The sequence below is a fragment of the Bacillus sp. LH1 genome, assembly GCF_057924895.1.
In genome coordinates this window covers 4,023,440-4,043,274 of the sequence record NZ_CM175007.1, presented here as the reverse complement: position 1 = coordinate 4,043,274, position 19,835 = coordinate 4,023,440, and the positions used below count along the sequence as shown (strand labels likewise).

Genomic DNA, 19,835 nt, shown 5'->3' with positions numbered 1-19,835 from the left:
ATATGTGGGATGAAATGTATGATATTGATTATAAATAATATGAAAAATAAATATTTTTATAAAAGGGGAATTTGTAATGGGATCACAAAATTTTATTATAAATATTGAGAATCAAAAGTGGTTGTTTAATGAGCAGGAAGATTTATGTTCTCACGGGGAAATTTATTTAAATGTGGATGGAACGATTATTACACAAACAGGTATGGATGAGGAATGGGGAATAAGTGAATCAGCTTTAGCTCTGTTACGAACTTTAGATAAAGAATATATTTGTGATATTGAAAATGAAGAGGGGCTTATTTTGCACGGATGTGGCACTATGCTCATGTTAGGATGCCCAATTTCAATTCATTGGACTATAAACCATATAGGTGAAAATGTGGTTTTAAAGGATTTTGTCAAAGTTATTTCTACTGATCAAAAGGCTATATACTATGAAGGGCTTCATATAGAAGTAAATGAAAATGAATATAGAAAACAAATTGTTTCTTTTGCACTACAAGCAAAAGAATTATTTAATAAATCAAGTGAAAAGATAATTTCAAATGAGTTTGAGCGAAGTATGTATACCGACTTTTGGACGGAATATAATCATTTGCTAAATAAGTATAAATAAAAAAGCACTGTAACCAGTGCTTTTTTATTATAGATTACGAGATTGTAGGGTTTTCAAAAATAACAATCTCTGAACTGTTTGTAGTTGAAACGCGTTGGGCGTAATATGTTAAAGCTGAAGAAATATATGCTGGTAACGTATCATTTGTATGTGATGTTGTATATTCATGGATTAATTCCTTTAAAGTTGTCCATTCTAATTGTGCTGGGTGATCAGACACGAAAGAACTTACCCAGCGATCAAATGAAGATGAAAAATCAGTTTGTAAACGAAATACTTCTTTCATAATAAAACGCTCCCTTAAAATGTAGTATAATCATTTTAACACAAAACACGAACGATTGCTAAATTTTTTAAGTATAATGTTCGTGTTATATAGTTGTCTAGATGATTGGTTATGTAAATTCAATTTGCCATTTGAAATAACATTCCGTAAGATGAGAGATAGAGTATATTTAGAGCTGGAGGAAAGAAAGTGGAATTTGTATTTTTAGGAACTGGTGCAGGTGTTCCTTCAAAAGGAAGGAACGTTTCAGCAATTGCTTTACAATTGTTAGAAGAACGAGGACAAACTTGGTTATTTGATTGTGGCGAGGCCACGCAACATCAAATATTACATACATCTGTACGTCCGCGCCGCATTGAAAAAATATTTATTACGCATTTACATGGCGATCATATTTTTGGATTGCCTGGTTTATTAGGTAGCCGTTCATTTCAAGGAGGAACTACGCCTTTAACGGTGTATGGACCGAAAGGAATTAAACAATTTATTGAAGTGGCATTATCGGTAAGTACGACACATGTGAAATATCCACTTGAAGTTGTGGAGATAACAGAAGAAGGTACCGTATTTGAAGATAATGAATTTTATGTAGAAACGAAAAGATTGTCACACGGTATAGAATGCTTTGGATATCGTATTGTAGAGAAAGATATACAAGGTGCTCTTTTAGTTGATAAGTTGCTTGAGATGGGTGTGAAACCAGGTCCAATCTTTAAACGTTTAAAAGATGGTGAAGTAGTTGAATTAGAGGATGGCACGATATTAAATGGAAATGAGTTTATCGGCCCACCTCAAAAAGGAAGAATTATTACTATCTTAGGTGATACGCGATATTGCGAAGCGAGTAGGGAGCTTGCGCAAGATGCAGATGTACTTGTCCATGAAGCGACTTTCGCAGCAGAAGATGAGCAACAAGCGTATGATTATTTTCATTCTACATCTAAGCAAGCTGCGAGCATTGCACTTCAGGCAAATGCGAAGCGACTAATATTAACTCACATTAGTTCTCGCTATCAAGGAGATACATATAAGGAATTATTGAAAGAGGCTAGAGAGTTGTTTTCTAATACAGAAATAGCGACAGATTTGAAATCATTCCCAGTAGAAAAATAATAATTTTGTAAAAAATGGTAACGGTGGGTTACCATTTTTTTATGTCTAAAAAAATTTAAAAATAAAACTGTTATTATTTTATACTTATACTTGGATGGTACAGAAAATTAGAATGGTTTGAATATATACGATAAAAATACGAAATAATGATTATTTAGAAAAACTGTTATATAAGTCAGATGACATACAAGTGATACAAATAGCAGAAATGGACTGTTATTCAGAACTTTTAAAATTCAACAAAAGTAAGCGTTTTATAAAAAACAAGCTATAATGAGGGCAGATTATAATTTATGATAAGTCGCATGTATTTTAGTCATTATCGTAACAAGTGAAGTTGACTAAATCATGAGAGAGTAACACGAGAATTATAATAGGAAAGATATTACTATTATTTGTCATAAGTCTTTTTCACTTTTTAGCTAAACGATATGATTAGCAAGTGTAGCTATTGCGAGTTCCTTAGTAGAAGCTTTTTATTAATAAGGTGGTGGAGATTTAATTGGTACACCACTCTTTAAAAGAGTTCAGAACATCAGCAGGTAGTCTAGGCGGAATAGCGGGTGCAAATTTAGTTGCATTAGCAATGGTTATATCACTTGTTTATGCTATGCTTGCAATGGCTTCTGTGTTAAACTTTGGATTGCTACCAGACTTTATTCTGGATCATCTTGTATCATTTTTAAATGAAAATAATGCTAAGATTCTTATGTAGTATGATAACTGGTATTATTTTAGGTTATATTGGATTACTTTTATTCAAAAACTATCCAATTCGTACAGCAGAACAAATTCGTGGTACAACTGGAAAAGCGACAGATGTAGCAACTTAATAGAATAGTAGAATAAATTTTTTCATAGAGGTTTAGGGGGAGTTATGATGAAGTATCGCTCAGTATTTGATATTATCGGTCCAGTTATGATTGGACCATCAAGTTCACATACAGCAGGCGCAGCAAGAATGGGGCAAGTTGCTCGCCAGCTGTTTCGTCATGAACCAGAAAGAGTAAGCATTTCGTTATATGGATCATTTGCAAAGACGTATCGAGGGCATGGTACGGATGTAGCACTAATCGGTGGAATATTAGGATTTGAAACAGATGACTTACGTATTCCAGAGGCGCTAGAAATAGCAAAAGAGCGCGAAATTGAAGTGGAATTCATTGAAGAAGATGCCAATGCACCTCACCCAAATACAGCGAGAATTCGTTTGTATAAAGGTGAAGATGAAATTGAAGTTGTTGCTTGCTCAATTGGTGGCGGTAAAATTGAAGTTGTAGAATTAAACGGATTCGATCTTCAATTATCAGGCACGAGTCCAGCACTACTTATTGTAAATAACGATCGCTTCGGTGCTATTGCAGCGGTAGCTTCAATCCTTGCGAAACATGAGATTAACATTAGTACAATGAGTGTTTCTCGTAAAGAAAAAGGAAGAAGAGCGCTTATGGTCATTGAAACAGATGAATTATTAGCAGATGAAGTGATTGAAGAAATAAAAGCGCAACAAAATATTTGTCAAGTAACTATTATGGAATAATTGCAGGGGGGACACACCATGTTTCGGAACGCAGCGGAACTAGTGGCGCAAGCTAAAGAACAAAATGTAAAAATCGCAGAAATTATGATTCAATGTGAAATGGAAACAAGAAGTATTTCACGTGAAGAAGTAATTGCTGGTATGGAAAAGAACTTAGTAGTGATGGAGCAAGCAGTAGAACGTGGTATTCGCGGCGTGAAATCACCAACTGGTTTAACTGGTGGAGATGCTGTAAAAGTTCAAGCGTATATGAAGAGTGGAAAAGGCTTATCAGGAGATACGATTTTGGACGCAGTAAGCAAAGCTGTTGCAACAAATGAAGTAAACGCGGCGATGGGAATTATTTGTGCAACACCAACAGCAGGGTCTGCTGGAACAGTGCCAGGTGTACTATTTGCACTAAGAGAAAAATTGCAGCCTACACGTGAAGAAATGATTGAATTCTTATTTACAGCAGGAGCTTTCGGTATGGTTGTTGCGAATAACGCTTGTATTTCTGGTGCAGCGGGAGGATGCCAAGCTGAAGTTGGTTCAGCAAGTGGAATGGCGGCTGCAGCCGCAGTTGAGATGGCTGGTGGAACACAAGATCAAGCAGCTACAGCGATGGCAATTTCATTAAAGAACATGCTTGGTTTAGTGTGTGATCCTGTTGCAGGACTTGTAGAAGTACCTTGTGTAAAACGTAATGCAGCAGGAGCTGCGAATGCGATGATTTCAGCAGATTTAGCATTAGCTGGTGTAACGAGTACAATTCCATGTGATGAAGTAATTGAGGCAATGTTTAGAATCGGACAAACGATGCCAGTAGCACTTCGTGAAACAGCAGAAGGTGGACTTGCAGCAACGCCGACTGGTCGTCGCCTGCAAGAAGAGATTTTTGGGAAGAACAATAACTAAGTGTAATTATAGAAAAAGGAGCTCAAATAAACTTGAGCTCCTTTTTCTATTTTTCTTTTGTTAGTTGTTCTAATGTTTTTCCAAGATTATGTGATCGTTTCGTTGCCTGTGTAATACAAGAAATAAGTGCTTGTTGAAATTTATGTTCTTGTAATACTTCAATACCTGCTTCGGTAGTTCCACCAGGAGAAGTAATTTCCTTTCTCAAAATAGAAGGGTGTTTGTCACTTGCTTTTAGCATTTCAGCAGCACCAATCATCGTTTGAAGAATAAGTGATTTTGCAACATCTTCTTTTAAACCAATTTTTTTTGCAGCTTCTTCCATAGCTTCCACTACGTAATAAATATAAGCAGGTCCACTTCCGGATAATGCAGTGACAGCATGCATATCTTCTTCCTCTACAACAGAGACGAGACCAATTGTTTCAAATAAAGATGTTGCAGTGCGAATATGCTCCGCTGTTGCATGTTTTGAAGGGGAGATAGCGGTAGCTGATTTTAAAATGGCTGCGGATGTATTTGGCATTGCACGAATAATTGGAACGTCTTTTTGAAGTAGTTTTCTAATTGAGTCAGTAGAAACACCTGCTAGTAATGAAATAATAAGCACGTTATTATTTATGTATTCTTTAAAAGGGGTAAGCGCCTCTGCAACATCCTTTGGTTTCATTGCTAGAAAAAGAATATTTGCATCAGTAAGTAATTCTTTTTTATTATGAGTACCTTTGACACCGTATTTTTTATGTAGCTCTTGTAATCTTGTCTCGTTAGAACGATTACTTACAGTAATTTGTTCACCTTTAACGACATTTGCATGTAACAAGCCACCAATAATAGCTTCGGCAATAGAGCCTGCACCGAGAAAGGAAATGTTTTGAATAGACATGATGTTCCTCCTTTAATTTTGGTTAGAAATTCTTATAAATGTACATACATTCGTTTTTTTATAGGAAACACCTCTTTTTATCTGAAAATAATGACAAATATATATAGAAGTTGTAAACTGAAGAAGTATTCATTTTTGAACCGGAAAGAGACAGGGGGGCTAAGCATGACGGCGATTCACCGAATGGAGATTCCTGTACCATTTGCAGTGGAAACTGTGAATGTGTTTTTAGTTGAGGGGAAGACATTAACATTAATTGATACAGGGACGAATACAGAAGAGGCAAGGAATGCGTTAGAAAGTCAATTAGGTGCATTAGGACATACGATAGAAGATATTGAAACAGTAGTCATTACGCATCATCATGCAGATCATTGTGGACTTTTAAATATATTTTCTGAGAAGACGAATATTATTGGACATCCTTGGAATGAGCCTTGGATTACACAAAATCCAGAATTTTTAAAGCGGTATCATGAATTTTTTAGAGAGACGGCCTTACAGTTTGGTGTGCCAGCAGCATTTTTGAAAGACGAGTCGTTATTGACGACGAGGACACTTAAATATTCTTGTAATAGATCGTTAACGCATACTGTGAGAGAAGGAGATCGTATTGATTCTTTGCCTGGATTTACAGTACTTGAAACACCAGGTCATGCTTCTACTCATATTTCTTTATATAGAGAATCTGATGGAATATTAATTGGTGGAGATGCTCTCATTAGTCATATTTCTTCGAATCCAATACTAGAACCGCCATATGAAGGGCAAACAGAGCGGGCACGCCCATTACTACAATATAATCAAACATTACAGCGTTTAAGCGAAATGAATATTTCACGCATTTTATCAGGGCATGGGGAAGATGTTCTAAATGTGAAACAACTTATTGAAACGAGATTACAAAAGCAAGAAACACGTGCTTTTAAAGTGCTTGAGTTATTAAAGGAAAAACCAATGACAGCATTTGAAGTATGTGTAAAACTATTTCCGGTATTATATAAAGAACAATTACCACTTACTATTTCAGAAACGGTTGGACAATTGGACTATTTAGCATATAATCAACAAGTGATGATTGATGAGTCATCGCAACAATTGATTTATTATGCAAAGTAGGTGACAGCAATGACAGGACGTTTACAAAATAAAGTAATCGTCATTACAGGTGCTTCTAGTGGGATTGGTGAGCAAGTTGCAATGCAAGTTGCAGCACAGGGAGCGACTCCAGTATTAATGGCTCGAACAGAAGAGAAACTACAAGCGTTAGTAGACAAAATTAAAGAAACTTATAATACGCCTTGCTATTATTATGTATTAGATGTAAGTGAAGAGATGGAAGTACAGTCTGTTTTTTCAAAGGTATTACAAGAAGTGGGACGTATTGATATATTAGTAAACAATGCGGGATTTGGTATTTTTAAAACGTTTGAAGATGCGTCAATGGGTGAAGTAAAAGATATGTTCCAAGTAAATGTATTTGGATTAGTAGCATGTACGAAAACGGTACTACCTTATATGGTAAACAAGAACGAAGGACATATTATTAATATTGCTTCACTTGCCGGAAAAATTGCAACTCCGAAATCAAGTGCGTATGCAGCAACGAAACATGCTGTATTAGGATTTACGAATAGTTTACGCATGGAATTAGCGAATACAGATATTTATGTTACAGCAATTAATCCAGGTCCGATAGATACAAACTTTTTTGAAATAGCGGATCAATCTGGTACATATGTAAAGAATATGGGACGTTACATGTTAAAACCAACATACGTAGCAGAACAAATCGTAAAGTCGATGCACACGAAAAAACGTGAAGTAAACTTACCGAAGTGGATGGGAATTGGTCCAAAACTTTATGCTTTATTCCCAGGTTTATTTGAACGTGTAGCAGGTAAATCATTAAGTAAAAAATAGGAGATTTCCACATGGAAATCTCCTATTTTTTATTGTTTTCCAGTCACATAATCATAAACAATATCCTCAATCTCCTCGTATAAATCAATTTCAATATTTGAATGAGTCACCGTTTGAATATGTTTCACTAGCATTTCCTGATCTTCTTTTGATATTGGACTGCATTGATATTGCTGAAAACTTTTTATAATCATTTTCTCAATTAATTTTTCGTTCATATTTTTTCCCGCCTGTATGTACGTATGTATTGTTTTATTGTACTTGAAGTGAAATAAAAAAACTACTATGCACTATTTTTGTATAAAAATTCGGTTGAGTATATTATTTTTCTAATAAAATTAAGTTTTTTTAGATTTAAAAATTTATAAATATTTAATTGACTCTATAAATATACAATATTATAATCATACTTAATTTAAAGAATCGATTTGAGGAGGAACTTATGAAAGTCGCAATTATTGGAGCCACTGGATATGGGGGCATTGAATTAATTCGTTTATTAGAACAACATCCATATTTTTCTATAGCATCTCTTCATTCTTTTTCGCAAGTTGGTGAGTGTATAACAAATGTATATCCGCATCTTCGAAATGTCCTTTTTCATACGTTACAAGAAATTGATGTGAAGACAATAGGGAAAGAAGCAGAAATCGTATTTCTAGCAACACCAGCAGGAGTATCAGCGGAGTTAACTCCCAAGTTAGTAGCAGAAGGTTTAAAAGTAATTGACCTATCTGGAGACTTTCGTATGATAGATCCTTCGTCATATGAACTGTGGTATAAAAGGCCAGCAGCGAAAGAAGAAATTCTTAGAAAAGCAGTGTATGGGTTAAGTGAATGGAAAAGGACTGAGATTCAAAAGGCAAATTTAATTGCAAACCCAGGATGTTTTGCTACAGCCACATTGCTAGCGATAGCGCCGTTAGTACGTAGCGGCATGATTGAAGAAGATTCGATTATTATTGATGCGAAATCAGGGGTATCAGGAGCAGGTAAAACACCAACAACAATGACTCACTTTCCTGAGCTATATGATAACTTGCACATTTATAAAGTGAATGAGCATCAGCACGTTCCAGAGATTGAGCAAATGCTTACAGAATGGAATAATGGATCACAGCCAATTACATTTAGCACACATTTAATACCGATATCACGAGGAATTATGATTACACTTTATGCAAAAGTAAAACAAAAGATGGAAATAAAGCAACTTCAAAAATTGTATGAAGAAACGTATGAACAATCGCCTTTCATCCGAATTTGTACGCAAGGGAAATTTCCAAGTCCAAAAGAAGTGAGAGGCTCAAATTATTGTGATATTGGCATAGCTTACGATGAAAGAACTGAAAGAGTTACAGTCGTTTCTGTTATAGACAATATGATGAAAGGCGCGGCTGGGCAAGCGATTCAAAATGCAAACATAATAGCGGGACTAGAAGAGACAACAGGTTTACAACATATGCCGCTTTATCTATAAGGGGGACATGATGATTAAAGTAGCGTCTATTACAAAATTAGAAAATGGTTCAATTGTAACGCCTAAAGGCTTTTCGGCAATTGGTACTGTAAATGGTCTGAAAAAGGAGAAAAAGGATTTAGGGGCAATCGTTTGTGACGTCCCAGCATCATGTGCCGCTGTGTATACAACGAATCAAATACAAGCAGCCCCTTTGCAAGTAACGAAGGATAGTATAACGGCAGAAGGGAAGTTACAAGCAATTATCGTTAATAGTGGAAATGCAAATGCTTGTACTGGAATGCAAGGATTACAAGACGCATACGAGATGCGCGCGTTAGGGGCGGAACATTTTGGAGTGAAAGAAAATTACGTTGCAGTAGCTTCAACAGGTGTAATTGGTGTTCCACTGCCGATGGATATAATCCGAAAGGGGATTGCAACTCTTATACCGACGAAGGAAGAAAGTGAAGCATATTCTTTTTCTGAAGCAATTTTAACGACAGATCTTATCACGAAAGAAACTTGCTATGAAATGATTATTGATGGGAAGAAAGTGGCGATTGCGGGTGTTGCAAAGGGTTCAGGGATGATTCATCCGAATATGGCAACGATGCTTAGTTTTATTACGACAGATGCTCATATAGAGCATGACGTATTGCAAACAGCGTTATCACAAATTACGAATCATACATTTAATCAAATTACGGTGGATGGAGATACTTCTACGAATGATATGGTCATCGTTATGGCAAGTGGATTATCAGAAACAAGGCCGATAAATATGGAACATACAGATTGGGAAACTTTCGTAGGTGCTTTACAGAAGGTATGTGAAGATTTAGCGAAAAAAATTGCGCAAGATGGTGAAGGCGCTACGAAGTTAATAGAAGTCAATGTGCTAGGAGCTCAAACGAATGAAGAGGCAAAAAAAATTGCAAAGCAAATAGTCGGTTCGAGTCTTGTGAAAACAGCAATATATGGTGAAGACCCAAACTGGGGACGAATTATTAGCAGTATTGGACAAAGTGAAGTAGCTATTAATCCGAATACAATTGACATTACTCTTCAATCTATATCGGTATTAAAAAATAGTGAGCCTCAAACATTTTCTGAAGAAGAAATGAAAGAGAGATTACAAGAAGATGAAATAGTGATTAATGTGTACTTACACTTAGGTGAAGAGACAGGATCAGCTTGGGGCTGTGACTTAAGCTATGAATATGTGAAAATAAATGCTTGTTATCGTACATAAGGAGAGAGAAGATGAGCGATTATATGGTAGTGAAATGCGGCGGTAGTATGTTGAATCAATTAAATGCTGTGTTTTTTGATTGTATAAAGAAATTGCAACAGAAGTATAAAGTAGTGATTGTTCATGGTGGTGGGCCAGAAATTGATGCCAAATTAAAAGATTGTAACATCAACGTAGAAAAAAGAGATGGATTACGCGTAACACCAAAAGAAGTTATGGATGTTGTTCAAATGGTGCTATGCGGAAGTACGAATAAAAAACTCGTAATGAATTTACAAAAGCATAATTTACTTGCTGTAGGTTGTTCAGGGTGTGACGGTAATTTACTTCAAGTTCAACCTGTCAGCGAGGAGATAGGATATGTGGGAGAAGTAAATTATGTAGAAACAGCCTTATTAAAAGGATTAATAAATATGGGGTATATTCCTGTTATTGCTCCAATCGGGGTAAATGGTAATGAAATTTATAACATAAATGCGGACAATGCTGCAGCTGGGATTGCGGTCGCGTTAGGGGCAAAAGAGCTGATTTTTATTACGGATGTAGATGGAATATTACATGAAGGGAATTTGGTAAAGGAAACGGATGAATCTGAAATTGCAACTTTTATAGAAACAGGTGTTATTACAGGTGGGATGATTCCGAAAGTACAGGCGGCACTAGCATCATTAAAAATGGGAGTGCAAAAGATAAGTATTGTGAATGGTACAAAAGATTTTACTGAGGTTACGGGAGAGTGTATTGGAACGACGGTAACGAAAGGCGTGAGTATTGCATGACGAGTCATCTTTTTCAAACGTATGGCAGAAGAACTATTGAGTTTGTAAAGGGAACTGGAACGAAAGTTATTGATAATAACGGTAAGGAATATTTAGATTTCACATCAGGAATTGGCGTATGTAATTTAGGACATTGTCACCCTACTGTTCTCAAAGGTGTACAAGAGCAACTTGATGATATATGGCATATATCTAACCTGTTTACAAACAGCTTACAAGAAGAAGTTGCGTCATTATTAACAGAAAATAGAGCATTAGATTATGTGTTTTTCTGTAATAGTGGGGCAGAGGCAAATGAAGCGGCTTTAAAGTTAGCACGTAAGCATACTGGAAAATCTCTCGTCGTAACATGCCAGCAGTCTTTTCACGGTAGAACATTTGGAACGATGAGTGCAACAGGCCAAGATAAGGTAAAAGAAGGATTTGGTCCATTACTTCCATCTTTTTTACATATCCCTTTTAACGATATTAAAGCATTAGAGGAAGTAATGAATGAAGAAGTTGCGGCGGTAATGGTAGAAGTAGTTCAAGGAGAGGGAGGAGTAATACCTGCTGATCTATCTTTTTTGAAAGAGATTGAAACATTATGTAATAAGTTCGGTTCCTTATTTATTATAGACGAAGTACAAACGGGGATAGGAAGAACTGGAACACTATTCGCTTATGAACAAGTGCGAATAGAGCCTGATATCGTTACCGTTGCAAAGGCACTTGGGAATGGGATTCCTGTCGGAGCGATGATTGGCGGGAAAGAGCTCGGAACGTCGTTTACTGCAGGATCACACGGTTCAACTTTTGGCGGGAATTACATCGCGATGGCTGCAGCGAAAGAAGTATTGCAAGTGAGTAAAAAACCATCGTTTTTAAAAGAAGTACAAGAAAAAGGCGAGTACGTATTAGAGAAGTTGCAAGAGGAATTACAGCATGTCGAATGTATTCAAAATATACGTGGTAAAGGGCTTATGATTGGGATTGAGTGTAAGCATGAAGTTGCAAGTTTTATAGAACAACTAGAAAACGAAGGGCTTCTCGTATTACAAGCAGGCCCTAATGTTATAAGACTATTACCGCCACTCATTGTCACGAATGAAGAGTTAGAACAGGCAGTATATATAATAAAAAAAGTAGTTTGTACAAAAAACGTATCAATCATATAAGGGGGAAGTTTCATGTCAACTGTACAAGTACCGAAATTAAATACGAAAGATCTTTTAACACTAGAAGAATTAACGAAAGAAGAAATTATTTCTTTAATTGAGTTCGCTATATATTTAAAAAAGAATAAGGAAGAGCCTTTATTACAAGGCAAAATATTAGGGCTTATTTTTGATAAGCATTCAACTCGTACTCGTGTATCTTTTGAAGCGGGAATGGTACAACTCGGGGGACATGGTATGTTTTTAAGTGGAAAAGAGATGCAAATGGGAAGAGGAGAAACTGTTTCAGATACTGCGAAAGTATTATCGCAGTATATTGACGGGATTATGATACGTACATTCTCGCACGCGGATGTAGAAGAGCTTGCAAAAGAATCGAGCATTCCTGTTATTAACGGTTTAACGGATGATCATCATCCTTGTCAAGCATTGGCAGACCTCATGACAATATATGAAGAAACAAATACATTTAAAGGAATAAAATTGGCTTACGTAGGTGACGGAAATAATGTATGTCATTCATTGTTGCTAGCGAGTGCAAAAGTCGGAATGCATATGACTGTTGCAACGCCTGTAGGATATGAACCGAATGAAGAGATTGTAAAAAAAGCGTTAGCGATTGCCAAGGAAACAGGAGCTGAGATTGAAGTTTTGCATAATCCTGAATTAGCGGTGAATGAAGCAGATTTCATTTATACTGACGTTTGGATGAGCATGGGGCAAGAGGGCGAAGAAGAGAAATATTCTTTATTTCAACCTTACCAAATCAATAACGAACTTGTTAAGCATGCGAAGCAAACATATCGTTTCTTACACTGTTTACCTGCCCATCGTGAAGAAGAAGTAACAGGAAAAATTATAGATGGACCGCAGTCTATCGTCTTTGAGCAAGCTGGTAATCGATTGCATGCTCAAAAAGCGTTATTAGTGAGTTTATTTAAAAATGTAGAAGAGCCTTCCTAAAAGGGAGGTTTTTTTATATTAAAATGTCATATGTATATTTAGTTAACCATTTCGATATCATTTATAATAAAAGAGAAAACTAAATTTGTTTTTCAGAGTGTGTAAGGACATACTACATATAAAAATATAGTTAAAGAGATGATGAGGGTGAAAACAACTAAGAAAACATATTCGTTTTTTCAGCGGATGTGGAGAATATTAAAGTTTCAATATTATAAGTTGCTTCGATCGCCAGAAGGCGCAAAGAAAGTATCGTTAGGGTTTGCTATAGGATTCGGCTTAGAAATGTTAGTCATTTATACGGCATCGCTCGTATATGTAATATTTTATCCAATCGTCAGGTTAGCAAAGGGATCTTTTCCTGCGGCAGTTATTGGCAATATTATTGGGAAAATATCGTTTCTCCCAGTATTTTTATTTCCGCTTGCGTATGCGCTAGGAAAAATGATTTATCCATTTCATGTACAGAAAATTCATCATGAACCATTTACGATATCGGACTTGTTTTCAAGTCACATTTTTACGATATTAAAGAGCTTATTACAAAGTGAAGTGTATGTATTAATTGGAATGACGATTTTAGGAGTTGTGTTTGGTCTCATTTCGTATTTCGTTGTGCATTATTTATACGAAAAGAACCGTAAGTTACGCTTGAAGAAAAGGAAGAAACGAGTGAGAGAACCACTTGTACAATTATAAACAATGTCACATCCATTTTCTCCTTTGAATATGTTTAAGAAAAAGGAGGAGAGGATAATGTATTATTATTACGTACCTCAAGTATATCCATATGTAAATTATTATCCGGTTTATGATACGAGTAGACAATACGAATTATATCGGCAACAACAATTACAGCAATTATCACAAATACCACAATTACCACAACAACAGCCTACACAGGAAAAAAAACCATATTTAACAACATGGCCATATTCCAATGTGTACTATGGTAACTATTACGAATCATAAAGCTGCTTCTATTTAGAAGCAGCTTTATACGTTTGTTTTCAAAATTAAATTTTGAATGGTTTGAAGAGAATGAATGAGCTTTTCGCGCTCTTCCTCAGATAATGTTTGGAAATTTTCTTTTAGTTTGTCTAAAATGAATTGCTGATACTGATTTACTAATAATTTCCCTTCAGCTGTTAGGGAAATTAAAATGACCCGTCGATCTTTTTCGCTATAATGACGCTCTATTAGTTCTTCTTGAATAAGTTTGTTTAATAGAGGTGTCATGTTAGGCCGTGAAATCGCTAGCCGCTTGCCGATTTCGGAAACTGCTAATGTGCCGTTTTCATGCAAAAGCAGTAATACTTGTGTATGTGATGGCGGCATATGTCTTTGAGAAGAAAATTCTCCAGGAAGCATAAATTTGCGATAAAAAAGAGGCACTAGCGAAAGAAGATGATCAACAATACGTTCCCACTCGCGTGATTCCATATAAAGGCCCCCTTCCACTCTCATTGTAACAAAAAAGACATGTTATAAAAATAGAATTGTTTCATGGGAATTTTAATATTTGTAGGCCAACACTTTTTTTGTAAATGAATCGGCAATAATCGTATAGCCTTTATCATTTGGGTGTACTTGGTCAAAGAGCAATTCTTTTTTATCATTCGATATTAATTTACGAATTGGCAAAACGATAGATGGTTGATTCACTTTTGCAATGGAATAAACGGATTCATTCCAGCCGTCTAAAAACATATCTGCATAACTTGCGATGGAGTCATCGAGTTGTAATGGGTTATAGAGTTCAGAAAGAATGAGTAAAGCATCCGGATTTTGATCTCGGACTGTCTTTACAATATTTTTTACATCCGCTTCAAAATGAGCTTTTTCTTTATTTAACATTTTAATACCGTCTATAACACCGACATCACGATTTAAGCGAAATAAATTATTTCCTCCAATATTAATGGTAATGATATTTGCTGCTCTAATTTTTTGCTTTACATCTTCTGATTGAACTTTTTTAGCGAGACGATCTGTTGTAAGACCGTTTATCCCAAGGTTTTCTACAGTAATTGGTTTATGAATTTGTGCTTCTATTTGTTTAGAGGCTAATTCAGCAAATCCACCTTGTGTTGATCCATATCCTTTGGCGAGCGAATCACCTAGTACGAGATGATAAAAGGAATCGTTTGTTTGCTTATCAATCCAACTTGGAGTAGATGTTTTTTCTGTTTTTTCTTCGGGTTCATTTTGTTTTGTCTCGTCGTTCTTTTCAAAATAAGAATAAGAAATGATCAGAAGGAGGAGACAAACAATTGTTAAGATGACTTTTTTCATAAATTCATCCTCCTTGTAATTGGTAATTGTATCATATTCAGCAGTATTAGCAATGTAAGGGCATATTATATGTTTATGAAAAGTTTATAATAACTTTACAGAAAATTTGTTGAAGTTTGTCAAAAAATATTGACGATAGGAAAGAACTTTATATATGATAATGTCAGATAAGGTGAAATTTTAATTAGTGGGAGCTTTATTTCCTATTAATTGTTAGTCTTCATCAATCGGGCGTTTAAGGGGACTACTCGTTAGCGCAGGGTGAAATGAAAATTGTGTCTCTAATAGAAGAAAAAAGGTATGTGGTTAGAGACAGATAGGGATTCATTTCATTATTTCTGGTAATTGTATAAGGGGGATTTTTTGTGAAAAAGTCAAAAAAAATGCTAGCTGGAGCAACTCTTGCGATTGGTGTTATAGCACCGCAAGTAATGCCAGCAACAGCTCATGCAGATGAGAACACTGGGGAGAGTACAGTTAACTTACGAATTCTAGAAACATCAGATATTCACGTTAACTTAATGAATTACGATTATTATCAAACGAAAACAGATAATAAAGTAGGTCTCGTACAAACGGCAACACTCGTTAATAAAGCACGTGAAGAAGTGAAGAACTCTGTCCTATTTGATGATGGGGATGCATTACAAGGGACACCGCTTGGGGATTACGTAGCGAATAAAATAAAAGATAAAGATCCGAAGAATCCTGTTGATCCTAACTATGTCCATCCATTATATCGTGTAATGAATTTAATGAAGTATGACGTCATCTCTCTTGGGAATCATGAATTTAACTATGGTTTAGATTATTTAAAGGAAGTGACTAGTAAAACAAAAATTCCGGTTATTAACTCGAATGTCTACATAGATGACCATGATGGTAATGATGAGAATGACGAGCATTACTTTGATAGACCATATCATATTTTAGAGAAAGAAGTAGTGGATGAAGCAGGCCAAAAACAAATAGTGAAAATTGGTGTAATGGGATTTGTTCCACCACAAATTATGAATTGGGATAAAGCGAATTTAGAAGGACAAGTTAAAGCGAAAGATATAGTTGAAACAGCGAAGAAAATGGTACCAAAAATGAAAGCAGAAGGTGCAGATGTTATCGTTGCACTAGCTCATTCCGGTGTTGATAAAAGTGGATACAACGTTGGTATGGAAAACGCATCGTATTATTTAACAGAGGTTCCTGACGTAGATGCAGTATTAATGGGACATTCACATACTGAAGTGCAGGATATATTTAATGGTGTTCCAGTTGTAATGCCTGGCGTTTTTGGCAGTAACTTAGGTATTATTGATATGCAATTGAAAAAGGTAAACGGAAAATGGGAAGTACAAAAAAAGAATCAATCTAAGCCAGCACTTCGTAAGATTGCTGATAGTAAAGGTAATCCGTTAGTAGAATCTGATCAAAAATTAGTTAATGAAATTAAAGATGAACATGAAAAGACAATCGAATATGTAAATACACCTGTAGGTGAAACGAAAGCACCAATTAATAGTTATTTTTCATTAGTACAAGATGATCCTTCCGTACAAATTGTGACCAATGCGCAAAAATGGTATGTAGAACAAGAACTTAAAAAACCAGAGTACGAAAAGATTAAAGATATTCCGGTTTTATCTGCAGGTGCACCATTTAAAGCAGGTGGCCGAAACGGTGCTGCATATTATACTGATATTCCAGCTGGAACGTTAGCAATTAAAAACGTTGCAGATTTATACGTATATCCAAATACGTTATATGCTGTAAAAGTAAATGGGGCACAAGTGAAAGAATGGCTTGAAATGTCTGCAGGTCAGTTTAATCAAATTGATCCTAAACCAAAAGAAAAAATTGAACAGCAATTGGTGAATACAGGATATCCTACATATAACTTTGATATTATAGATGGTTTAAAATATGAAATTGATGTAACACAACCGGCGAAATACGATAAAGATGGAAAAGTTGTAAATGCAAATGCGAATCGTATTGTAAATATGACATATGAAGGTAAGCCAGTAGCTGACAATCAAGAGTTCATCGTTGCTACAAATAACTATCGTGGAAGTAGCCAGACGTTCCCGGGTGTAAGTAAAGGGGAAGTTGTATATCAATCGCAAGATGAAACACGTCAAATTATTGTAAAGTATATGCAAGAAACGCCAGTTATTAACCCGACAGCAGATCAAAATTGGACATTTAAACCGATTGTTGCAGATAAATTAATTACAACATTTGATTCTTCACCAAAAGCAAAAGAGTATATAAAGAAAGATGGAAAGATTTCATATGTTGGACCATCTGAAAATGAATTTGCTAAATATGCAATTGATATAACGAAGAAGAATGATGATAAAGAAACTGGTGGAGAAAATCCAACGACACAGCCAACAGGTGGTGGAGAAAATCCGACGACACCGCCAACAGGTAATGGAGAAAACCCAACACCACCAACAGAAGAAGGTAATAATGGTAATGAACCAAAGCAAGATGGAAACAATACCGGATCTGGACAAACTACAACAGATGATCAAAATACAAAAGAAACAACAACTGTAAGTGAAAATAAAGAAGCTGAAAAAGATGAACGTGATTTACCGAAAACAGGTGCAAGTATTGCTTCTACAATTGGAGCTGGTCTTGCGTTTGTTGGAGCGGGATTACTTCTGTTATTTAGAAGAAAGAAAGCGAATAGATAGTCAAGAAATATAAAAAGGATTACCGATTTGGTAATCCTTTTTGTTATATTATGAAACTGGTACTGCTTTTTCTTTTTTCCATGAAAGACCGAATCCAGTAAAGCCGACAATAATGGTTACGACTGGACATGCTAAACAGAAGATTGCGTATGGCAGGTAATCGAATGTTGGAACGCTAAGAACGTTTGTTAAGAATACGCCACTTACACCCCATGGTACGAGTGGATTAATTACTGTACCAGCATCTTCTAATACTCGTGATAAATTACGACGTTCTAAACCGACTTCATCGTATTTATTAGCAAATGCTTGTCCTGTTAAAACGATGGATAAGTACTGCTCACCAAGTAAGAAGTTTACACCAATTGCAGTTGAAGCAGTAGAAATAATTAAGCGTGTACTAGTTTTTACGAAGCTAGAGATAATATTCATCAGCTGCGCTATAATACCCATTCCTTGTAATAATCCTCCCATACAAAGAGCTAGGAAAATAAGAGCAATTGACATCATCATACTTTGCAGGCCACCGCGAGATAATAAGCTGTCAATGTCTTTGATACCAGTTTTAGAAACGTAACCGTCTTGCATAATTTTTATTAAATCAGCTAAAGAAGTGCTAGGTTTAAAAATAAAGAGAATAATAATCCCTACCACAATTCCTGCAAGTAATGTTGGAACTGCGGGTACCTTTTTAAATGCGAATAGGAACAGTAATAAAATAGGAATCAGTGTAACGATAGAAATCGTTGCATTTTTTTCTAGTGTGTTAATAAATGCTGAGAAATCAACGTTTCCACCAGATCCGCTTCCTAAAATGAAAAATGCGATAAAAGCAATAATGAAAGCTGGCACTGTTGTCCAAAGCATGTTACGAATATGTTCAAATAAATCTACACCTGTTACAGCAGGCGCTAAGTTTGTTGTATCAGATAAAGGAGACATTTTATCTCCGAAGAATGCACCAGAAATAATTGCACCAGCAATAAGAGCTGGATCGTATCCAAGGGCAGTACCCATTCCCATAAAGGCAAGTCCTACAGTTGCAGCAGTTGTAAAAGCACTACCGATACTCGTTCCAACAATTGCACAAACAACAAAAACAGTTGGAACGAAAATTTTTGGAGATACAAGTTGGAAGCCGTATACCATTAAAGTGGGAATAGTTCCAGCTGCAATCCAAACGCTAATTAATACGCCTACAAGTAAGAAAATAAATATAGATGGAATACCAGCTGAAATACTACTAATCATCCCTTTCTCCATAGTAGACCAAGAGATTCTCTTCAGGAATCCAAATGCTAATAAAAGAACGATACCAAATAAAATTGGAATGTGTGGTGAAACTTCTAATTGAATAACACTAAAACCAATACAGAAAAAGATAAAAATTGTTAAAAGAACAGACTCAATTTTTGAAACCATTGTTTTCCCCTCCTAAGTAATGTGAAATAGCTCTTTTTTATATAAAATTCGCCAATATTGTATATTTCCTTCTAAAGTTTAGAATTTTGTGACAAATTACCGGTAATTGTTAGTCCTTCTATATGATACGGAAATGATTGGATAAAAAAACGTCCCTGCATATAATTATGCAGGGACGAAGAAATCGCGGTACCACCCTAGCTTGTGAAATGAATGCGTCACAAAATAAAGGGTCATATGATATGCGCTTATAAAATAAAAAACGCCCCTGCAATATATGCAGGGACGAAAAATTCGCGGTACCACCCTAAATTGTGAAACAGTGTCGTTTCACCACTCTTTAGACATAACGGTCTATAACCGTCTTTCACTACTCCTCACGTTTCGTAAAAGAAGCTCCAGGGGGTAATTCATAATTCGCTCTGTACTGGTTCGCACCGACCACCAGCTCTCTGAAATCAGAAATCGAAATACTACTAAATCCTATCAACGCCGATTCATATGATGTTAGTTAAATTTTTATCATATTTTCATCTTACATGTCA

General features: G+C 35.7%; 21 protein-coding genes and 1 other annotated feature. Of the genes, 15 read left to right on the top strand and 6 right to left on the bottom strand.

The window, feature by feature from the left end; genetic code table 11:
• Positions 1 to 76: 76 nt before the first annotated feature.
• On the top strand, positions 77 to 616 hold the full coding sequence (locus tag ACX9TM_RS20845; RefSeq protein WP_063220768.1) for a hypothetical protein: 540 nt from the start codon (positions 77 to 79) through the stop codon (positions 614 to 616).
• Between the two features lie 34 nt (positions 617 to 650).
• Here ACX9TM_RS20845 and ACX9TM_RS20840 read toward each other — a convergent pair whose 3' ends face one another.
• On the bottom strand, positions 651 to 902 hold the full coding sequence (locus tag ACX9TM_RS20840) for a DUF3932 family protein (RefSeq protein WP_000665709.1): 252 nt from the start codon (positions 900 to 902) through the stop codon (positions 651 to 653).
• Between the two features lie 189 nt (positions 903 to 1,091).
• On the opposite strand from ACX9TM_RS20840, the gene rnz reads away from it, so the two are divergent.
• The 4 genes from rnz (at position 1,092) to sdaAA (ending at position 4,452) form a co-directional block, all read left to right on the top strand.
• The gene (gene rnz, locus ACX9TM_RS20835) at positions 1,092 to 2,015 is read left to right on the top strand and encodes a ribonuclease Z (protein ID WP_000397455.1); all 924 of its coding nucleotides are present in this window, start codon (positions 1,092 to 1,094) and stop codon (positions 2,013 to 2,015) included.
• 502 nt (positions 2,016 to 2,517) lie between these two features.
• Entirely contained in the window at positions 2,518 to 2,730 is a 213-nt protein-coding gene (locus ACX9TM_RS20830; RefSeq protein WP_000233385.1) for a hypothetical protein, read from the top strand.
• Between the two features lie 165 nt (positions 2,731 to 2,895).
• The gene (gene sdaAB, locus ACX9TM_RS20825; RefSeq protein WP_000877445.1) at positions 2,896 to 3,555 is read left to right on the top strand and encodes an L-serine ammonia-lyase, iron-sulfur-dependent subunit beta; all 660 of its coding nucleotides are present in this window, start codon (positions 2,896 to 2,898) and stop codon (positions 3,553 to 3,555) included.
• Between the two features lie 18 nt (positions 3,556 to 3,573).
• Positions 3,574 to 4,452, top strand: a complete 879-nt coding sequence (sdaAA, locus tag ACX9TM_RS20820; RefSeq protein WP_000489461.1) for an L-serine ammonia-lyase, iron-sulfur-dependent, subunit alpha — start codon at positions 3,574 to 3,576, stop codon at positions 4,450 to 4,452.
• 46 nt (positions 4,453 to 4,498) lie between these two features.
• Here sdaAA and proI read toward each other — a convergent pair whose 3' ends face one another.
• Positions 4,499 to 5,338 carry a pyrroline-5-carboxylate reductase ProI gene (gene proI / locus ACX9TM_RS20815; protein WP_000027249.1) on the bottom strand — a complete coding sequence of 280 codons (840 nt, stop codon included), beginning with the start codon at positions 5,336 to 5,338 and terminating at the stop codon, positions 4,499 to 4,501.
• Between the two features lie 165 nt (positions 5,339 to 5,503).
• On the opposite strand from proI, the gene ACX9TM_RS20810 reads away from it, so the two are divergent.
• Both ACX9TM_RS20810 and ACX9TM_RS20805 read left to right on the top strand, forming a co-directional pair.
• Positions 5,504 to 6,457: an MBL fold metallo-hydrolase gene (locus ACX9TM_RS20810; RefSeq protein ID WP_063220769.1), complete on the top strand. Its 954-nt coding sequence runs from the start codon at positions 5,504 to 5,506 to the stop codon at positions 6,455 to 6,457.
• Between the two features lie 9 nt (positions 6,458 to 6,466).
• Positions 6,467 to 7,261: an SDR family NAD(P)-dependent oxidoreductase gene (locus ACX9TM_RS20805; protein WP_063220770.1), complete on the top strand. Its 795-nt coding sequence runs from the start codon at positions 6,467 to 6,469 to the stop codon at positions 7,259 to 7,261.
• Positions 7,262 to 7,290: 29 nt separating this feature from the next.
• Here the strand turns inward: ACX9TM_RS20805 and ACX9TM_RS20800 are convergent, their stop codons facing one another.
• Positions 7,291 to 7,479, bottom strand: coding sequence for a YqzH family protein (locus ACX9TM_RS20800; RefSeq protein WP_001003222.1), 189 nt, complete (start codon positions 7,477 to 7,479; stop codon positions 7,291 to 7,293).
• A gap of 224 nt (positions 7,480 to 7,703) precedes the next feature.
• Between ACX9TM_RS20800 and argC the strand changes: the two genes are divergently transcribed.
• From argC to ACX9TM_RS20765, 7 genes are all read left to right on the top strand, one after another.
• On the top strand, positions 7,704 to 8,741 hold the full coding sequence (argC, locus tag ACX9TM_RS20795; RefSeq protein ID WP_063220771.1) for an N-acetyl-gamma-glutamyl-phosphate reductase: 1,038 nt from the start codon (positions 7,704 to 7,706) through the stop codon (positions 8,739 to 8,741).
• 10 nt (positions 8,742 to 8,751) lie between these two features.
• The gene (argJ, locus tag ACX9TM_RS20790; RefSeq protein ID WP_000598393.1) at positions 8,752 to 9,975 is read left to right on the top strand and encodes a bifunctional glutamate N-acetyltransferase/amino-acid acetyltransferase ArgJ; all 1,224 of its coding nucleotides are present in this window, start codon (positions 8,752 to 8,754) and stop codon (positions 9,973 to 9,975) included.
• A gap of 11 nt (positions 9,976 to 9,986) precedes the next feature.
• A complete protein-coding gene (gene argB / locus ACX9TM_RS20785; RefSeq protein WP_063220772.1) occupies positions 9,987 to 10,754 on the top strand; it encodes an acetylglutamate kinase in 768 nt (255 codons plus the stop codon).
• Positions 10,751 to 11,911: an acetylornithine transaminase gene (argD, locus tag ACX9TM_RS20780; protein ID WP_063220773.1), complete on the top strand. Its 1,161-nt coding sequence runs from the start codon at positions 10,751 to 10,753 to the stop codon at positions 11,909 to 11,911. The genes argB and argD overlap by 4 nt, the downstream gene beginning before the upstream one ends.
• Before the next feature lie 12 nt (positions 11,912 to 11,923).
• Complete coding sequence (gene argF / locus ACX9TM_RS20775) at positions 11,924 to 12,874, top strand: ornithine carbamoyltransferase (RefSeq protein ID WP_065382203.1); 951 nt, start codon at positions 11,924 to 11,926, stop codon at positions 12,872 to 12,874.
• A 138-nt stretch (positions 12,875 to 13,012) separates the two neighbouring features.
• Positions 13,013 to 13,573 carry a DUF2062 domain-containing protein gene (locus tag ACX9TM_RS20770; RefSeq protein WP_002005691.1) on the top strand — a complete coding sequence of 187 codons (561 nt, stop codon included), beginning with the start codon at positions 13,013 to 13,015 and terminating at the stop codon, positions 13,571 to 13,573.
• Positions 13,574 to 13,630: 57 nt separating this feature from the next.
• Complete coding sequence (locus ACX9TM_RS20765; protein WP_000291956.1) at positions 13,631 to 13,846, top strand: hypothetical protein; 216 nt, start codon at positions 13,631 to 13,633, stop codon at positions 13,844 to 13,846.
• 24 nt (positions 13,847 to 13,870) lie between these two features.
• On the opposite strand, the gene ACX9TM_RS20760 is transcribed toward ACX9TM_RS20765, so the two are convergent.
• Together ACX9TM_RS20760 and ACX9TM_RS20755 are read right to left on the bottom strand one after the other, a co-directional pair.
• Positions 13,871 to 14,317 carry a MarR family winged helix-turn-helix transcriptional regulator gene (locus ACX9TM_RS20760; RefSeq protein WP_000445819.1) on the bottom strand — a complete coding sequence of 149 codons (447 nt, stop codon included), beginning with the start codon at positions 14,315 to 14,317 and terminating at the stop codon, positions 13,871 to 13,873.
• A gap of 72 nt (positions 14,318 to 14,389) precedes the next feature.
• Positions 14,390 to 15,169 (bottom strand): GDSL-type esterase/lipase family protein, encoded by a 780-nt coding sequence (locus tag ACX9TM_RS20755; protein ID WP_000755838.1) that lies wholly within the window; start codon positions 15,167 to 15,169, stop codon positions 14,390 to 14,392.
• 365 nt (positions 15,170 to 15,534) lie between these two features.
• Between ACX9TM_RS20755 and cpdB the strand changes: the two genes are divergently transcribed.
• The gene (gene cpdB / locus ACX9TM_RS20750; protein WP_065382204.1) at positions 15,535 to 17,868 is read left to right on the top strand and encodes a bifunctional 2',3'-cyclic-nucleotide 2'-phosphodiesterase/3'-nucleotidase; all 2,334 of its coding nucleotides are present in this window, start codon (positions 15,535 to 15,537) and stop codon (positions 17,866 to 17,868) included.
• Positions 17,869 to 17,916: 48 nt separating this feature from the next.
• Here cpdB and nhaC read toward each other — a convergent pair whose 3' ends face one another.
• On the bottom strand, positions 17,917 to 19,290 hold the full coding sequence (gene nhaC / locus ACX9TM_RS20745) for a Na+/H+ antiporter NhaC (protein WP_000253736.1): 1,374 nt from the start codon (positions 19,288 to 19,290) through the stop codon (positions 17,917 to 17,919).
• A 278-nt stretch (positions 19,291 to 19,568) separates the two neighbouring features.
• Positions 19,569 to 19,789 (bottom strand) — a binding site (T-box leader).
• Positions 19,790 to 19,835: the final 46 nt, after the last annotated feature.

Excerpts from the sequence above, each read along its gene's own strand:
- ACX9TM_RS20755 (WP_000755838.1), bottom strand. The coding sequence starts at position 15,169 with ATGAAAAAAGTCATCTTAACAATTGTTTGTCTCCTCCTTCTGATCATT.
- sdaAB (WP_000877445.1), top strand. The coding sequence starts at position 2,896 with ATGAAGTATCGCTCAGTATTTGATATTATCGGTCCAGTTATGATTGGA.
- argD (WP_063220773.1), top strand. The coding sequence starts at position 10,751 with ATGACGAGTCATCTTTTTCAAACGTATGGCAGAAGAACTATTGAGTTT.
- ACX9TM_RS20800 (WP_001003222.1), bottom strand. The coding sequence starts at position 7,479 with ATGAACGAAAAATTAATTGAGAAAATGATTATAAAAAGTTTTCAGCAA.
- argC (WP_063220771.1), top strand. The coding sequence starts at position 7,704 with ATGAAAGTCGCAATTATTGGAGCCACTGGATATGGGGGCATTGAATTA.
- sdaAA (WP_000489461.1), top strand. The coding sequence starts at position 3,574 with ATGTTTCGGAACGCAGCGGAACTAGTGGCGCAAGCTAAAGAACAAAAT.
- argB (WP_063220772.1), top strand. The coding sequence starts at position 9,987 with ATGAGCGATTATATGGTAGTGAAATGCGGCGGTAGTATGTTGAATCAA.
- ACX9TM_RS20765 (WP_000291956.1), top strand. The coding sequence starts at position 13,631 with ATGTATTATTATTACGTACCTCAAGTATATCCATATGTAAATTATTAT.
- ACX9TM_RS20810 (WP_063220769.1), top strand. The coding sequence starts at position 5,504 with ATGACGGCGATTCACCGAATGGAGATTCCTGTACCATTTGCAGTGGAA.
- argJ (WP_000598393.1), top strand. The coding sequence starts at position 8,752 with ATGATTAAAGTAGCGTCTATTACAAAATTAGAAAATGGTTCAATTGTA.
- ACX9TM_RS20805 (WP_063220770.1), top strand. The coding sequence starts at position 6,467 with ATGACAGGACGTTTACAAAATAAAGTAATCGTCATTACAGGTGCTTCT.
- ACX9TM_RS20760 (WP_000445819.1), bottom strand. The coding sequence starts at position 14,317 with ATGGAATCACGCGAGTGGGAACGTATTGTTGATCATCTTCTTTCGCTA.
- ACX9TM_RS20840 (WP_000665709.1), bottom strand. The coding sequence starts at position 902 with ATGAAAGAAGTATTTCGTTTACAAACTGATTTTTCATCTTCATTTGAT.
- nhaC (WP_000253736.1), bottom strand. The coding sequence starts at position 19,290 with ATGGTTTCAAAAATTGAGTCTGTTCTTTTAACAATTTTTATCTTTTTC.
- ACX9TM_RS20845 (WP_063220768.1), top strand. The coding sequence starts at position 77 with ATGGGATCACAAAATTTTATTATAAATATTGAGAATCAAAAGTGGTTG.
- ACX9TM_RS20770 (WP_002005691.1), top strand. The coding sequence starts at position 13,013 with ATGATGAGGGTGAAAACAACTAAGAAAACATATTCGTTTTTTCAGCGG.
- proI (WP_000027249.1), bottom strand. The coding sequence starts at position 5,338 with ATGTCTATTCAAAACATTTCCTTTCTCGGTGCAGGCTCTATTGCCGAA.
- argF (WP_065382203.1), top strand. The coding sequence starts at position 11,924 with ATGTCAACTGTACAAGTACCGAAATTAAATACGAAAGATCTTTTAACA.